The sequence below is a fragment of the Lentzea cavernae genome, from assembly GCF_014653695.1.
Lineage (GTDB): Bacteria > Actinomycetota > Actinomycetes > Mycobacteriales > Pseudonocardiaceae > Lentzea > Lentzea cavernae.
In genome coordinates this window covers 224,437-239,983 of the sequence record NZ_BNAR01000002.1, presented here as the reverse complement: position 1 = coordinate 239,983, position 15,547 = coordinate 224,437, and the positions used below count along the sequence as shown (strand labels likewise).

Annotated in this window: 10 protein-coding genes; 7 read left to right on the top strand and 3 right to left on the bottom strand. The window is 70.7% G+C overall.

Annotated elements, in window-relative coordinates:
- Nucleotides 1–128: 128 nt before the first annotated feature.
- The 5 genes from IE307_RS07080 to IE307_RS07060 are packed head-to-tail and all read left to right on the top strand — an operon-like array spanning nucleotide 129 to nucleotide 5,236.
- Nucleotides 129–1,265, top strand: a complete 1,137-nt coding sequence (locus tag IE307_RS07080; protein ID WP_191296871.1) for a GntR family transcriptional regulator — start codon at nucleotides 129–131, stop codon at nucleotides 1,263–1,265.
- Nucleotides 1,262–2,263 (top strand): Gfo/Idh/MocA family protein, encoded by a 1,002-nt coding sequence (locus IE307_RS07075; protein ID WP_191296868.1) that lies wholly within the window; start codon nucleotides 1,262–1,264, stop codon nucleotides 2,261–2,263. The genes IE307_RS07080 and IE307_RS07075 overlap by 4 nt, the downstream gene beginning before the upstream one ends.
- Complete coding sequence (locus IE307_RS07070) at nucleotides 2,260–3,534, top strand: ABC transporter substrate-binding protein (protein WP_229904488.1); 1,275 nt, start codon at nucleotides 2,260–2,262, stop codon at nucleotides 3,532–3,534. Before IE307_RS07075 ends, IE307_RS07070 begins: the two co-directional genes overlap by 4 nt.
- Nucleotides 3,531–4,412 carry a carbohydrate ABC transporter permease gene (locus IE307_RS07065; RefSeq protein ID WP_191296867.1) on the top strand — a complete coding sequence of 294 codons (882 nt, stop codon included), beginning with the start codon at nucleotides 3,531–3,533 and terminating at the stop codon, nucleotides 4,410–4,412. Before IE307_RS07070 ends, IE307_RS07065 begins: the two co-directional genes overlap by 4 nt.
- On the top strand, nucleotides 4,409–5,236 hold the full coding sequence (locus tag IE307_RS07060; RefSeq protein ID WP_191296865.1) for a carbohydrate ABC transporter permease: 828 nt from the start codon (nucleotides 4,409–4,411) through the stop codon (nucleotides 5,234–5,236). Before IE307_RS07065 ends, IE307_RS07060 begins: the two co-directional genes overlap by 4 nt.
- 164 nt (nucleotides 5,237–5,400) lie before the next feature.
- On the opposite strand, the gene IE307_RS07055 is transcribed toward IE307_RS07060, so the two are convergent.
- On the bottom strand, nucleotides 5,401–6,243 hold the full coding sequence (locus IE307_RS07055; protein ID WP_191296863.1) for a polysaccharide lyase: 843 nt from the start codon (nucleotides 6,241–6,243) through the stop codon (nucleotides 5,401–5,403).
- Between the two features lie 257 nt (nucleotides 6,244–6,500).
- Between IE307_RS07055 and IE307_RS07050 the strand changes: the two genes are divergently transcribed.
- A complete protein-coding gene (locus tag IE307_RS07050) occupies nucleotides 6,501–10,958 on the top strand; it encodes an alginate lyase family protein (protein ID WP_191296861.1) in 4,458 nt (1,485 codons plus the stop codon).
- Nucleotides 10,959–11,001: 43 nt separating this feature from the next.
- Here IE307_RS07050 and IE307_RS07045 read toward each other — a convergent pair whose 3' ends face one another.
- The gene (locus IE307_RS07045) at nucleotides 11,002–11,865 is read right to left on the bottom strand and encodes an alpha/beta fold hydrolase (RefSeq protein WP_191296858.1); all 864 of its coding nucleotides are present in this window, start codon (nucleotides 11,863–11,865) and stop codon (nucleotides 11,002–11,004) included.
- 53 nt (nucleotides 11,866–11,918) lie between these two features.
- On the opposite strand from IE307_RS07045, the gene IE307_RS07040 reads away from it, so the two are divergent.
- Nucleotides 11,919–14,735: an ATP-binding protein gene (locus tag IE307_RS07040; protein ID WP_229904487.1), complete on the top strand. Its 2,817-nt coding sequence runs from the start codon at nucleotides 11,919–11,921 to the stop codon at nucleotides 14,733–14,735.
- Here IE307_RS07040 and IE307_RS07035 read toward each other — a convergent pair.
- The gene (locus IE307_RS07035) at nucleotides 14,724–15,482 is read right to left on the bottom strand and encodes an SDR family NAD(P)-dependent oxidoreductase (RefSeq protein ID WP_191296854.1); all 759 of its coding nucleotides are present in this window, start codon (nucleotides 15,480–15,482) and stop codon (nucleotides 14,724–14,726) included. The genes IE307_RS07040 and IE307_RS07035 overlap by 12 nt on opposite strands.
- Between the last annotated feature and the right edge of the window lie 65 nt (nucleotides 15,483–15,547).

Here is a 15,547-nt window from a genome sequence, read left to right as displayed (position 1 = left end):
GGCACACTCCCAGCGTCGAACGAATTCATTCTCTGAAAGGAATGAATTTTTGGCCTGATGTGGTCTCGGCAAACAAAATCACAGGTCACCTCTTGCGGCAAGCAGCATCATCAGTCATTCTTCCCGGCATGACATCAGCTGAATCGGAGGATTCATTCCTTCATTCCTCCGCTCGCCCGAAATGGCAGTGGGCGGCTGACCGTCTGCGCAAGGACATCGCCGACGGGGTGTACGGGCCCGGCGACCAGCTGCCCGTCGAGCGCGAGCTCGCGACCACGCTGTCGGTCAGCATCAACACGATCCGGCGTGCCGTCGGCCAGCTCGTGCACGAGCAGATCGTGCTGCGCAGGCAGGGCGCGGGGACGTTCGTGCGCTCCGAGACCACGCCGATCGGGTCGGGACGGCCGCTTGTCGGCGTGCTCGTCCCGTCGACGACCTACTACTACCCGCGCGTGATCGACGGACTGCAACGCGTGCTGCGCGGAGCGGGCGTCGGAGTCGTGCTGGTGTGTTCGAAGTACGACCTCGACGTCGAACGCGACGAGCTGCGCACCATGCTCGAGACCGGGGTGCAGGGCCTGCTCCTGGTGCCGAGCCTGCACCTCATGGACGACCCGCAGTCCTACGTGGACGGCCTGCGCGACCTCCCGGTCCCGTACGTGCTGGCCGAACGGCGCCCGCCGTCACCCGAGCCCGACGACCCGACCACGTTCGTCGGCACGGACCACGCCGGCGGTGTCTGCAAGGCCGTCCGGCACCTGAAGTCACTGGGACACCACAGGATCGGCTTCCTGGGCCGCGTCAGCACCGGCACGTCCGAACAGGTCGCGGCCGGGTTCGAGCAGGCAGTCGAGCTGTTGAAGGTCGAGGCGGCCGCCACCTCGTGCAGGCTGCTCTGGCAGGCCCAGGACATCTCCGCGTACGCACGTCGTTGCGTCGAAACCGGTGTCACGGCGGTGTTCTGCCACGGTGACCGCGACGCCGCCGCGCTGATCGTCGCCGCCCGCAGGCTCGGCCTGTCGGTGCCGGGCGACCTCGCCGTGGTCGCCTACGACGACGAGGTGGCGGAGGTCGGCGACGTCCCGCTGACCGCCGTGTCGCCTCCCAAGACCGAGGTGGGCGCGCTCGCCGCCCAGCTGCTGCTCCACCGCATCGACGGTGGCCGCCACGTCCCCTCCCAACAGGTGCTGATCCAGCCGCGGCTCGTCGTCAGGGCGTCGTGCGGTTCGGCAGAGCTGAAGCTTCCCGAGAAAGCAGGAACATGACGTCATTCCGGATCGGACTCCTGGGCGCCGGCGCGGTCGGCGCACATCACGTCCGTGCGGCGGCCGGAGCCGACGCCTACGCGATCTCGGCGATCTGCGACGTGCGGCGCGAGGCCGCCGAGGCGCTCGCGGCACCGGGTGTCGAGGTGTACGAGGACCACCGGACGATGATCACCGAGGCGAACCTCGACGCCGTCATCATCACGACCCCGCACGCGCTGCACGCCCAGCAGGTCGTGGACGCCGCCGAGGCCGGGTTGCACGTGCTGGTGGAGAAGCCGATGGCCACGACCGTCGAGGACTGCTCGCGGATGATCGAGGTCTGCCGGGACGCGGGCGTGCTGCTCGCGGTCGCGCACGTCATCCACTTCGACCCGGTGGCGCGGGAGACCCGCGCGCTGATCGCGTCCGGTGAGTTCGGTTCGCCGTTGCTGATCGCGCACCGCCGTTCCGCGCACTACGAGCCGGACTCGCGGCCCGCGTGGTTCTTCGACCCCGTGCTGGCCGGCGGCGGCATCGTGCTGAACGTCGGCACGCACGGCCTCGACCGCATCCAGTGGTTCGGCGGCGGCACCGTGCGGAGGGTCAGCAGCGTGGTGCGCGGCCGTGACGGGATCGACGTCGAGACCGACTCGCTGGCGTTGATCGAACTCGCCAACGGCGTCACCGCCAGCGTCGTGCTGACGAGCAGGGGAACGCCGTACTACGACGAGACCGACGTCGTCATGCCCGAGGTGACGTTGCGGGTGAGCGCGAGCGACGGCCTGTTGCTGCTGCGGGACGGCACCATCACGACGCTGGTCGAGGCGAGCCCCGGCCACCTGCGTTCGGCGTTCCGCACCCAGCTCGACGGGTTCGTGTCCGCTGCCCGGGGTGAGGGCGGCGAGTACGTCGACGGCGACTACGGGCGATCCGTCGTCTCCGCAGCCCTGGCCGTCTACCGGGCCGCCGACCGCGGCAACCCCGTGGACGTGGCGAGTCCGGCGGTTCGTCCGTGATCAGCCGGCGCGGCCTGCTCGCTGCCACCGGTCTGACCTTGCTCGCGGGATGCTCGTCCACAATGGACCCGAACGGTCCGTTGCTGTTCTGGTCGTCGTTGCGCGGCACGAACACCGTCGTGGACGCCTGGAACTCCGCGAACCCCCGCGAGCCCGTGGTGCTGGAGACCGTGACCTCGGGGTTCGCCGGTGGCAACGCGAAGCTGTCCAACGCCGCCCGCGCGGGCAACGCGCCGGACGTGGTGTCGATGGCCGACGCCGACCTGCCGATGTTCGCGCTCGACGGTGTCGCCGCCGACGTCACGGACCTGGTCAGCGCGCGGTCGCGGGCGGAACTCGGCGAGGTGGCGTGGTCCGGTGCGACGTTCGGCGGGAAGGTCTACGGCGTTCCGCTGGACCTGCCGCCGTTGCTGATGCTCTACCGCGAGGACCTCCTGCGCGACCACGGCGTCGAGGTGCCGACCACGTGGGACGAGTTCCGCGACGCGGCTCGGGTGCTGAAGGCGCGCGGCATCCACCTGACCGCCTTCCACCCCAACGGCTACAACCTGCTCGCCGCCCACGTCATGCAGGCCGGTGGCCGCTGGTTCGACGTCGACCGCGACTCGTGGGTCGTGAACTTCACCGACCAGGGGTCGTTGCGGGCGGCGGAGTACTGGCAGGGGCTGCTCGACGAGGACCTGCTGTTCCTCGCGCCCGGCAGCAGCCAGGAGTGGCTGGCGGCGCTGGCCGGGGGACGCGTCGCCGCCCACCTCGTCAGCGTCTGGGGCGTCGCCGCGCTCGCGTCGTCGGTGCCGGGCGGCGCGGGGAAGTGGCGGATCGCCCCCGTCCCGCAGTGGGACCCGGCCCGGCCGTCGATCGGCCGTGACGGCGCCTCGCTGCACGTGATCACCGCCGAGAGCACCAAGAAGGACCGCGCGATGCGGTTCGTCGAGTGGATGTCGACCTCTCCCGAGGCGATCACCGCACGGCTGTCCAGCGGTCGGTCCAGCCTCTTCCCGGCCTCGCCGAAGCTGTGGGGACCGGCGTCCACGCAGTTCAAGACCACGTTCTACGGCGGCCAGGACCTCTACGGCCTCGCCGCGCGGCAGTACGAGCTGCAGCACGGCGACTGGACGTGGGGGCCGCGCATGCAGTCCACCGCCACGTCGATCCACCACGGCCTGGCCCGCATCCCGTACGGCACCACGATCGCGCGGGCCCTGCGCGACGCCGAGGCGGAGACGCTGCCGGACATGCGCAGCCTCGGCCTGGCGGTGAGGCGTTCGTGATCCGGCAACGCTCCGCCGTCGGCCTTCTGCTCGGCCCGTTCGTCGCCCTGCTGCTCGTGGTGTTCCTCGCTCCCACGCTGTACGCGGTCTACCTCAGCTTCTTCGCCCGCTCGCACACCGGACTCGGCTTCGGCAACGGCCGGACGGCGTTCGTCGGCCTGCGCAACTACGGCGTCGTGCTGACCGACCCCAGCTTCCTGCAGGGCGTCGGTGTGACGTTGCTGTACTCGGCCGTGTTCATCCCGCTGGTGATTGTCGGCGCACTGTTGCTCGCGCTGCTGTTCGACTCGGGTGTTGTGCGGCTGCGCCAGATCAGCCAGACGATCCTGTTCGTGCCGCACGCGGTGCCCGGCATCATCGCCACCGTCCTGTGGCTCTACCTCTACACCCCGGGCATCTCGCCGGTGATCGACCTGATGAGGGGCCTCGACCTGGAGGTCGACTTCCTCGGGCTCGAGATGGTCGTGCCGTCGCTGGTGAACATCGCGCTGTGGAGCGGACTCGGCTACACGACGGTGATCTTCTTCGCCGCGCTGCGAGCCGTGCCGCGGGAGGTGCTCGAGGCCGCCGCCATCGACGGCGCCGGCCCGCTGCGCGCGGCCGTGACGATCAAGGTGCCGCTGATCAGGGGCACGGTCGTGACCGTGCTGATCTTCACCGTGATCGCCGCGCTGCAGCTGTTCACCGAGCCCATGCTGCTCAGCAAGGTCACCCCGCTGATCGGCCCCCGCTTCACACCGAACATGTACGTCTACGACGCGGCGTTCGCCCGCAACAACCACAGCCTCGCCTCGGCGGCCTCGGTGCTGCTCCTGGTCGTGTGCTGCCTGCTGTCCTTCGCCGTCACCCGCGGCGCCTCCCGGGGAGGCCGCGCATGACCGGACGGATCACCGCGAACGTCGTGATCGGCGTCGGCGCCCTGTACGCGTTGCTGCCGCTGGTCTGGCTGCTGCTCGCCTCCACAGTGGACACCGAGACGCTGTTCGCCTCCGACTTCTTCTCGCTGGAGAACTTCGCCCTCGCCGACAACGTCCAGGCGTTGTTCACCCAGGAGAAGGGCATCTATGGCCACCGGTACCTCAACAGCGTCCTGTACGCGGCCGGCGGCGCGGCGGTCGGCTCGTTGATCAGCACGGCCGCCGGGTACGTGTTCGACAAGTTCTCGTTCACCGGCAAGAACTCCCTGTTCGCCCTGGTGCTCGTGTCGGTGATGGTGCCGGCCGCCGTGCTGGCGCTGCCGCTGTACCTGATGGCGTCCGCGGCCGGTGTGGCGAACACGGTCTGGTCGGTGATAATCCCGGTGCTGTTCAACCCGTTCGGCGTGTACCTGGCTCGGGTGTTCTCCGCCGCCTACGTGCCGAACGAGGTGCTGGAAGCGGCACGGGTGGACGGCGCGACGGAGATCCGCAGCTTCGTGTCCGTGGGGCTGCGGATGCTCGCGCCGGGCTACGTGACGATCTTCCTGTTCCAGCTCACGTCGATCTGGAACAACTTCTTCCTGCCCCTGGTGATGCTGTCCGACCAGCGGCTCTACCCCCTGAGCCTCGGCCTGTACAGCTGGAACTCGCTGGCGAACATCGACCCGGACTACTACCCGCTGATGGTCGTCGGGTCGATGTTCGCCTTGGTGCCGTTGGTGCTGGCATTCCTGTTGCTTCAGCGGTACTGGAGGTCGGGGCTCACGGCGGGGAGCGTCAAATGACGCAAGCGGTGCGGCTCGGAACGGTGCCGTGCGGATCCGCGGTCCGACGGGTGCATCGTGGTGCCGCCCCCACGCCCCCGTACTGGTTGTACGGGGGCGTGGGGGCGGTGCCGCGAGGTGCCCCGCTGAGCGTGGATCAGCCGCCACCGTTCCGAGCCGCACCGCTAGATCGGGCTGGTGTTCACCCGCAGGTCGTCGTACCAGATGTACCCCGTCCTGGTCGGTGCGAACGACGCGTCACCGCCACCGGCGAACGACGACAGGTACGCCCGGTCGATCAGGTCGCCGTTGCGCACGAACTTCAGCCCGGTGATCAGCGCGGCCTGGCGGCCGTTGAACCACACCTGGATCTCGCCGTCGGGGTTGGCGTTGCCGTTGGTCACGGTGTTCACCTTGACCCGCTGCACGATCTCCACCCACTGGCCCGGTGGGTAGTAGACGGGCTTGCCGTCGAGCATGAGGTCCCGGTGGTCGCCGTACTGGCTGGCGCGGTCCATGCTGTAGTAGTAGATCGCGGCCTTGCCGCCGCTGCGCCAGATGAACCGCGACGTGAAGCCGTTGTAGCCGTTGCAGGCCTGGCCGCCGGAGCAGGACGCGCCCGCGCCGAGTCCCACGCCGACCTTGCCGGCGAAGTTCGTGTTGCCCCAGCTGAAGTCCGGGCTGAAGCGCACCCACTGCGCCACGTAGTACTGCTGTGCGCGGGGGATGGTGAACGGGGCCTGCGCGCCGGACGGGCCCGGTCCGTACTGGCCCGCCGGGTAGGTGACCCGCAACGACTTGCTGCCGCTGCGCTTCACGCTGGAGTCGATGTAGCTGCGGGTGTCGAGTCCCTGGTGCCAGGGCGCGTTCCAGCCGTCCGCCGCCCATTTCGCGAGCGTGTAGGGCGAACCGGCGGCGGGGGTCTCGAAGTAGTTGTTCAGCGCGGCCGCCATCGCCGGTGGGGCGGCGATGGTCGAGGCGAGTATCGCCGCGCAGCTGGAGAACACGAGCAACGTCTTTGTTCGCATGCACTTCCTCCGCTTGGTCGGACCCGTGGGCGGACGGGAGGATGAATGGTCTGCACCACTTACGTGACGCAGTATTGCCACGTCAGCCGGGCGGGTCAACGGTTCCTGAAATCATTCCGCAAACATTCCGGTGTGGACTGCCGTAAGAAAACCGGGCATTGACTGGACATCTGTGATGTCGCAGGATTCCGGCAACGTGCGGGGGCCGTTCAATTCCTTCCCTTAGGCGGAATGAATTCTTATCTGGAGGAAACCCGATGAGAAGAACTGTCGCGGTTTTGCAGGCGTTCGTCGTCGTGGCGGCCATGGCCGTCGCCACGAGCGCGACCGCCTCGGCCGCACCCGGACCACCGGCGCCGGACACACCGGTGGCGCACGAGCTGGTGCGCAACGGAGGTTTCGAGAACGGCATCACGTCCTGGACGCTCTCCAACGGCGCCAAGCGCGAGAACGGTGCTCTCACGGTCACGTCCGCCACGGGCGCGGCCTGGGAAGGCGCCACCTCGGCGTCGTTCGGGATCGACGTCCGGCGGATCAGCTCGGTCAAGGTGTCCGCACGAACACAACTCGAGAACGTCGTGCAGGGCGCGACCGCCGACAACGCCGCGAAGATCAGCATCGCGTTCGTCGACGCCGCCGGCAAGCGCACCTGGAAGGGCGTCAACCTCACCGGCTCGCAGGACTGGGCCGAACGCTCCGACGTGCACGCGGTTCCGGCGGGCACGGTCTCGGCGTTCCTGTCGATCGCGCTGGACCGCGCGAAGGGCACCGTGCGGTTCGACGATCTCGAGGTTCGAGCCGAGTCCTGGGTGAACCTGGTCAACAACCCCAGCTTCGAGCTCACCTCACCGTCCACAGAGGCCTGTCCGGCACCCGCCTGGTGCACGCCGTACCTCAGCGCCACCTACAAGGTCGACGCCACGAACGCGTCGCACGGCACGCGGTCGTTGCGCATCGACGCCTCGCCGACGCAGAAGATCGGCGGCTTCGTCACCGTGCCCGTCGACCAGAAGACCTGGTCCGTCGTGCACGTCTCGGCGAAGGTCAAGCTCGACGCGGTCGAGACGGCCGACTACACCGACTTCCCCGGTGGCCTGCGGGTCACCGTCGGGTTCCTGTACACCGACGCGAACGGCCAGAGCGTGTACGCGCCGTCCGGTCTGCTCAACGGCGTGCTGACCGGCTCCCGCGACTGGACGACGATCTCCGGCACGTTCCGGGTGCCGCCGCTGATGACCAGGCTGCAGATCATCCCGGCGATCCAGAACGCCACCGGCACCGCGTGGGTCGACGACGTCCGCGTGACGCCCGAGTCGCCGTGGATCTCCCCGGACGCGCAGACCAAGAGCGCCGCCGCGGGCGAGCAGGCGAAGTTCCTGACCACGGTCACGAACCGCCGTGCCGCCGCCGACTCCCTGCAGTTGGCCCTCGACGGTTCCGGCACCGTCACTCCCGTCACGACCCCGGTGCTGCAGCCGGGCGAGTCCGCGATCGTCTCGGTGTCGGTGCCCGCAGGGGCCTCGACCGTGCTGACCGCGACACCCGCGGGTGACCAGAACCTGGTGCAGCAGGCCAGTTTCAAGGCTGAACAGGCGACCTCGCCCGGTGGTGCGCCACGGGTCTACAGCACGCCCGCCCAGCTCGACGCGCTGAAGCAGCGGATCGCCGGGCAGGACTGGGCGCGCAAGGCGTTCGACTCGGTCGTGAAGGCGGAGGCGGACGCGTGGCTCGCCAGGCCGCTCGACCAGCCGGTGAACCACGGCGGCTGGAGCGGCAACTTCAAGTGCCCCGGCACCAACACCTCGCTGGAGTTCGACTACAACTCGCCGAAGCTGCACCGGTGCCCGGTCGACGGCAAGTCCTACACCGGCGACCTGCTCGACGCCGCGTGGATCGAGATCTGGCACAACAACGCCGCCCAGGCCGCGGCCGACCTCGGGCTCGCCTTCCGCGTGACCGGTGATCAGCGCTACGCGGCCAAGGCGCGGGACGTCCTGGCCTACTACGCCGAACGATTCCTGTCCGTGCCGATGAACGTGATCTACGGGCGGGTGCACTACCAGTCGCTGGACGAGGCCGTGGCCGCGATCGGGCTGATCGACGGCTACGACCTGATCCGCGACACGCTGCCCGAGTCCGACCGCGTCGACATCTCGCTGAACCTGTTGAAGCCGCTGGCCGAACTGGTGCGGGCGTATCCGACGGTGACGTCGAACTTCCAGGCGTGGACGGTCGCGGCGGTGCACGGCGCAGGGTCCGCGATCGGCGACGAGGGCCTGCGGAAGTGGGCGCTGGACGACCCGCAGATGGGCGCCGAGTTCCTGCTGGACAAGGCCAGGCTGTCCGACGGCTGGTGGTGGGAGGGTGCCGCTAGCTACCACGTGTACGCGCTGCAGGCGCTCACCTCGCTCGCGGTCTCCGCGCGCAACCTCGGCGAACGCGACTACACCGTCGACGAACGCTTCCGCTCGATGCACACGACGCTGCTGCCGTACCTGCACCCGGACCTGACGATCCCGGCGGCCGGTGACGGCGGCACGTGGGGCAGGCGCTTCGGACCGAGCTTCACGGCGATGGCCGAGTGGGCCTACGCGGAGTACGGCTCCCGCGACTTCGCGACCGGGTTGTCCTACGCCTACACCAACCTCGGGCGTCCGCGTTCGGACCGGTGGGCGTTGCGCTTCGGCGTCGACTCCCTGCCGAGCCTGAGCGGGCCGCGTCAGCCCAGCGCCACGTTCGGCGGGCTCGGCGAGACGGTGCTGCGGTCGTCGGACGCGCGGAACCTCGTGCCGAACCCCGGTTTCGAGGAGGCGTCGCTCGCCGGCGAGGCCAAGCCCGCGTTCTGGCAGCTCGACGGCGGGACGTGGAAGGACCGCAGGCTCACCGGTGCGGCCTCGCAGAAGTTCCCGCTCGACGGCACACGGCTCTCGCACCTGACGTTGCAGGCGATGGCGAAGGGCAGGGGCAGCATCGAGGCGGTGTTCCTGAACGACCGCTGGGAGGTCGGGCGGGGAACGCTGAAGATCGACGGCTCCTCCTGGTCGGCCCGTGAGACAGGCCTGGACGTGCCGCCGCTGGCCCGTGCGGTGAAGCTGTCCGTGAAGGGTGACGTGACCGTGGACGACCTCGGCCTCTTCGCCGACGACCTGCTGGGCACCGGCGGGTTCGAGGACTCGGCGCGCGGCTGGACCAAGCAGGGCGCGGCGGAACTGTCGCCGCTGCCGTACCGCGGCTCGTCGTCGGCGAAGATCACCGGCGGGCTCAACCGCGGCGCGTGGACGACCGACGTGCCGGTGACCGGCGGGAACGTGACGTCGGTGAAGCTCGACGCGCGGACGTTCTCGCCGGTGCTCCCGTTGCGGGACAACGGCGGCGCGTCGCTGGAGCTGTCGTTCGTGACGCCGGCGGGGGTGTCCGCGCCGGTCGTGACGAGGTTCCACGACCTGCTGGGCTGGCGTTCCCGCACGCTGAGCGCCGACGTGCCGAAGGACGCCATCGCGGCCAGGATCTCGCTGGTGGTGGAGAACGCGGCGGGCGTGGCGTTGTTCGACGACGTGCGGCTGGGCTTCTCGGGAGCGGTGGACCCGTTCCAGGCCAACGCCCTGCGGCTCGACCACGGCGTCGCGGGCGGCACCCACGGCCACGCGGACAAGCTGCACCTCGACGTCGTGGGCGGGGGAGCGCTGCAGTCGACCGACCTCGGCCAGATCTACGGCGCCGACAACGCCGACCTGACCAACAACTGGTACCGGGAGTCGGTGGCGCACAACACCGTCGTGGTCGACGGCAAGAGCCAGGACCGCAACATCCGCGGCGCGCTGGAGTTCTTCGGCACCACACCGCGGTTCCAGGTGGTCGACGCCAGGGCGGACAAGCCCTACGCGGCGATGCCGGACGTGTCGCTGCGGCGGGCCGCGCTGATGACCGACGAGTACGCGGTGGACGTCTTCGACGCCCGAGGTTCGTCGGCGCACCGGTTCGACCAGTCGTGGCACGGCGTCGGCGACCTGGCGTTGTCCGGCCCTGCGATGACCCCGCCCGCCTGCGGCACCTGCGTGCTCGACCCGAACGACAAGGACTTCGGCTACGACGAACTGCGCTCCGTCGCTGAGGGAACCGCGTCCGCTGGTGCCTGGCAGGCGGAGTGGAAGACGCCGCAGTCGGTGTTGTCGATGCGGGCGCTAGCACCGTCGTCCACCCACGTGCTGCAGACGACCGGACCGGGGCTCGCGACGGACGGCAGGCAGATCCCGTTCGTGCTGGCCCGTCGTGACGGCACGGGCACCCGGTTCACCACGCTGCTGGAGACCAGGTCGGCGGCCGCACCGAGTGCGATCGTGTCGGCGCACCAGGTGCGCGACGGGCACGTCCGCGTGCAGCTGACCGGTGATCGGCGCGACGACGTGCTGTTCGGCGGCGGGTACGCGTTGGTGCGCAGGGCGGGGGAGAAGCCGTTGAGCATCGACGTGCTCGGCAGGCAGTCGGTCGAGGTCGACGGCCGCACGTGGCTGACGGCGTCGAAGAAGCTGGAGAACGCGTCCGCGGTGTTCGACGGGAGCACTCTCAGGCTCGCGGCCGGGCGCACGGCGGACCGGGGCCAGGTGACGATCACCGTGCACGCCCCCGGTGTCCGCACCGTCGAGCTGAACAACCAGCCGGTCAGCTCGGTCACCCGGCACGGCGATCTGCTGGCGGTGACGTTCACGGTCGGATAGCGGCTCGAAGGCCGGGGCGGCGAACGCCCCGGCCTTCGGGTGATCAGCGCTTGAGCAGGTCGCGGATCGCCGCCGCGACGACGTCCGGCGCCTCCTCGGCCATGAAGTGTCCACACGAGACGGTGCGGTGGTCGAGATCGGGAGCCCAGGCCTCCCAGAGGCTCCGCGCGTCGAAGCCGAGCGCCGCGCCCCAGTCCTGCTGCAGCACGGTGACCGGCATCTCCAGCTGGGTGCCCGCGTTCTTGTCCGCCGTGTCGTGCTCGACGTCGATCGTCGCCGACGCCCGGTAGTCCGCGACGATCGACGTGACGGCCTCCCGTGAGGCGCGCAGGTACTCGGCGCGGACGTCCCCGGGGAACGGTTTCTGGCTCCAGATGTCGAGGAAGTGGCCGAAGAAGGCGTCCGGGGTCGCGCCGATCATCTGCTCGGCGAGGCCCGGCGGCTGGGCCATCAGGAACAGGTGGAAGCCGACCGCGGCGGACGTCCCGCGCATCACGTCCCACATGTCGAGCGTCGGCAGGACGTCGAGCGACGCGAGGTGCGTGACGTGCCGGGGGTGGTCGAGACCGGTGCGGAACGCCACGAGCGCACCCCGGTCGTGGCCCGCCAGGGCGAACGTGTCGTGCCCGAGCGCGCGGGCGACCTCGACGACGTCGGCGGCCATCGTGCGCTTGGCGTAGGTGAGGCCGGTGTCGGCGGGCTTGTCGCTGTCGCCGTAGCCGCGCAGGTCGGGCATGATCACGGTGTGGTCGTTGGCCAGGTCGGCGGCGACGTGCCGCCACATGAGATGGGTCTGCGGGAAGCCGTGCAGCAGCACCACGGGGCTGCCGTGACCGGTCGTGGCCACGTTCAGCTCGATGCCCTCGGAGACCTGAACGCGCTGGTGGTCGAATGCGGAGTGGTTCACGAGGCCACTGTGCGGGTGCCCGATCAGCAACGGATCAGCGCCGGGGTCAGCGGGTGGTGACGTTCGGGGTGCTGGGCCCCCTGACCGCCGGTTCCGCCCGTCTCGGCGGGCCCAGGCAACGCGCCGTGCTGGCTCGCCTGCTGGTCGCCCGGCGCCGGGTCGTCCCGGTGCGCACGCTCGTCGCCGACCTGTGGGAGGACCCGCCGGACGGCGCACTCGGCACGGTGCAGACGTTCGTCGGCGCGCTGCGCAAGGCCCTCGAACCCGATCGCCCACCCAGGACCCCTTCCTCGCTGCTGGTGACCGAGGGCACGGGGTACGCGCTGCTCGCGGAGGACGTGGACGCCTGGCGGTTCGAGGAGGTGCTCGGCGGCGACCTGTCCGTGCTGGACGGTGCGCTGGCGTTGTGGCGCGGACCCGCCTACGCCGAGTTCGCCGACGAGCACTGGGCGCGGGCGGAGATCGACCGCCTGGAGGAGTTGCGGCTGGTGGCGGTCGAACGCAGGGCGGAGGCCGCACTGGCGCTCGGACGTGCGGCCGAAGTCGTCGCCGACCTGCGGGCCCACCTGGCCGACCACCCGTGGCGGGAGAAGGCGTGGAGCCTGCTCGCGCTGGCGTTGTACCGCGAAGGCCGGCAGGGCGACGCGCTGGAGGCGGTGCGCGCCGCACGGAACGCGCTCGTCGAGGACCTCGGTGTGGATCCAGGTCCGGAACTCCGCGCGCTGGAGTCCGACATCCTCGCCCAGTCGCCCCGCCTCACACCCGCGCCGGAGTCGTCGCTGGTGGGAAGGTCCGTGGAGCTGGCCGCCCTGGACACCGCCGTGCCGGCCGCCGGACTGGGCATCGCTCTGGTGACCGGCGAGGCGGGCATCGGCAAGACCGCGCTGGCCGAGGCGTTCACCGCCGTGCTCGGCGCGAAGGGGTGGAGGACGGTCTGGGCGCGCTGCCCGGAGGACGCGCCGGTGGCGTGGCCGTGGCAGCAGGTCGTGGAGGCGCTGAGGGAGGAGCTGACCACCACCGACCGGTTCCACCTGCGCCGCGCGGTGGTGGCCGCCGTGGAGTCGGCGGCACCGGTGCTGGTGGTGCTGGACGACCTGCACCAGGCCGATGAGGAGACCTTGGCCGTGCTGGCCGCCTTCACCACGGCCAGGCTCTCGGGCCGCGTGCTGATCGTGGCCACCTCGCGCACCGCCGTGCCGCTGGAGGCGTTGGCGCGCGCGGAACCTGTTCGCGTCGCACTCGCCGGCCTGGACGAGGAAGCCGTCGCCGCACTCGTCGGCGCAGCCGACGCGCGGGCGATCCACGAGCGCAGCGGCGGCAACCCGTTCTACGTCAAGGAACTCGCGCGGTTGCTGGCGGCGGAGGGGTCGCTGGGCGTCCCGGCCGGGGTGCGGGACGTGCTCCGGCACCGCCTCGCGCGGTTGCCGGCCGAGGCGCGGACCGTGCTGCACCAGGCGTCCGTGCTGGGCAGGGACGTCGACGTGGACCTGCTGGCCGCACTGGCGGGTCACGACGTTCTCGACGCGCTGGACCTCGCGATCGAGGCGGGGTTCGTGGTGGAGGTGGCGCCCGGACACGCCCGGTTCACGCACGCGTTGGTGCGCGACACGCTTTACGAGGACGTGTCGTTGACCAGACGCGCTCGCTGGCACGCGGCGGTGGCGGAGGCGCTGCCCCCCGGTGACGTTCAGACGCTCGCGCACCACCACGCGCTGGCGGGAACGCGGAGTGCCGCGGCGGTGCGGGCACTGGCCGAGGCGGCGGCGCAGACGCGGTCGCCACGAGAGGCCGTGCGCCTGTGGAGGGCCGCGATCGCGGCCGGTTCGGAGCGGCTCGACCTGATGACCGGACTGGTCAGGGCTCTGGCGGTGAGCGGGGACCTGGAGGCGGCGCGCGAACGGAGGTCGGCGGCGTTGCGGCTCGCCGGTGGTCCGCACGAGGTGGCCGAGGTGATCGGGTCGTTCGACGTTCCCGGCATCTGGACGACGAACGACGACCCGGCCCACTCCGCCGAACTGGTGCGGGCCGCCGAACACGCGCTGGCCGCCTTCCCCGGTCCCACCGCCACCAGGGCCCGTCTGCTCGCCACGATCGCGATGGAGGACCGCGGCACCGGCGCCCGCCTCGCGCAGGCACGGGAGGCCGAGGCTGTCGCGAACGACCTCGGCGACCCCGAACTGCGGGCGTTCGCGCTGAACGCCCGCTTCATGCACACCTTCCACCGCACCGGACTGGCCCCGGAACGCGCCGCGATCGGCCGGGAGCTCCTCGAGGTCGCGACCGGCCGTCTCGTGACCCACGAGGTGCTGGGGCACCTGATCCTCGTCCAGGCCTGCTCCGCGCTGGCCGACTTCGACACGGCGGACCGGCACGCGGCCGCCGCCGACGCGGTGGCCCGGCGCCACGACCTGCCGCTGGTCAGCGTCTTCACCGACTGGTACGCGGCGCTGAAGCTCGCGGCCTCCGGCCAGGTCGCCGAGGCCGACCGCGCCTACCGGGCGGCGGCCGAGCGCGTCAAGGGCACCGGCATGTGGGGCATGGAACGCGGACTGCTCCCGTTGGCCCTGCTGAGCCTGCACGGTCCGTCCACAGTGGACCTGAACGACGACTGGGGCCCGCACCTGCAGTGGGTTCGCCCGCTGGCGTTGCCGCACGACGAGGCGCTGGCCGCCGCGCGGGCTCTGCCGCCGGGACCCGCCGACCTCCTCGCGGAGGTCAGGGCGTGCCTGCTGGCGATGGCGGCCGAGCGCCTGCAGGACGACGAACTGCGGGAGCGCGCCCGCGGGTTGTTGTTGCCCGCCAGGGACGAGCTCGTCGCCGGCACCGGGTTGTTCACGTTCGGCCCGGTGAGCGACTACCTAGGCCGCTAGCGCCGGACCGAGCAGCAGACCGCCGTCCAGCACGAACTCCGCCCCGGTCGCGAACGCGCCGTCGTCGGAGGCCAGGTGCAGGACCAGCGCGGTGACCTCCTCCGGCGTGCCCAGCCGCGGCACGGCGAACGGGGCGGGGGAGTAGAGGTCGCCGATCGCGGGCTGGCCGTCGGCCACCGGCTCGGTGATCAGCGGCGTCGCCACGACACCGGGGTGGACCGAGTTCACACGGATGCCGTCGCGGCCGAGTTCCAGCGCGGCGGTCCTGGTGAGCCCGCGCAACGCCCACTTGCTCGCCACGTAAGGCGCGTAATAGGCCTGGCCGACGTTGCCCATGGTCGAGGCGATGTTCACGATCGACCCGCCGCCGGCCTGCCGCAACGACGGAGCGGCGTGCTTGATGCCGAGGAACTGCCCGGTCAGGTTCACCGCCAGCGTCCGTTCCCAGACCTGCAGCGCGGTGTCCTCGATCAACGCGGCGGGGTGCTGGGCGCCCGCGTTGTTGACCAGCACCGAGATCGGTCCGGCCGCCTCCAGTGCCGCGATCCAGTCCGTCTCGGACGTCACGTCGAGCCGCACGGCGGACGCCCGCGAGCCCAGTTCCGCCGCGAACGCGGTGCCCGCCTCCAGGTTCCGCGCGGCGATCACGACCTGTGCTCCCTCGGCGTGGAAGCCGCGCACGTGGCTCGCGCCCATCCCGCTCGTCGCGCCAGTGACCAGCACCGTTCGTCCGTCGAAGCGTCCCATCGTGTCCTCCAGTGGTGAGTTGAGTGACTCACCTCGGAACAGTAGGCACGAGGTAGATGGTGAGT

What these genes read in the sequence shown, in the direction of transcription:
- IE307_RS07080 (WP_191296871.1), top strand. Translation starts at nt 129, where the DNA reads ATGACATCAGCTGAATCGGAGGATTCATTCCTTCATTCCTCCGCTCGC.
- IE307_RS07075 (WP_191296868.1), top strand. Translation starts at nt 1,262, where the DNA reads ATGACGTCATTCCGGATCGGACTCCTGGGCGCCGGCGCGGTCGGCGCA.
- IE307_RS07060 (WP_191296865.1), top strand. Translation starts at nt 4,409, where the DNA reads ATGACCGGACGGATCACCGCGAACGTCGTGATCGGCGTCGGCGCCCTG.
- IE307_RS07055 (WP_191296863.1), bottom strand. Translation starts at nt 6,243, where the DNA reads ATGCGAACAAAGACGTTGCTCGTGTTCTCCAGCTGCGCGGCGATACTC.
- IE307_RS07050 (WP_191296861.1), top strand. Translation starts at nt 6,501, where the DNA reads ATGAGAAGAACTGTCGCGGTTTTGCAGGCGTTCGTCGTCGTGGCGGCC.
- IE307_RS07035 (WP_191296854.1), bottom strand. Translation starts at nt 15,482, where the DNA reads ATGGGACGCTTCGACGGACGAACGGTGCTGGTCACTGGCGCGACGAGC.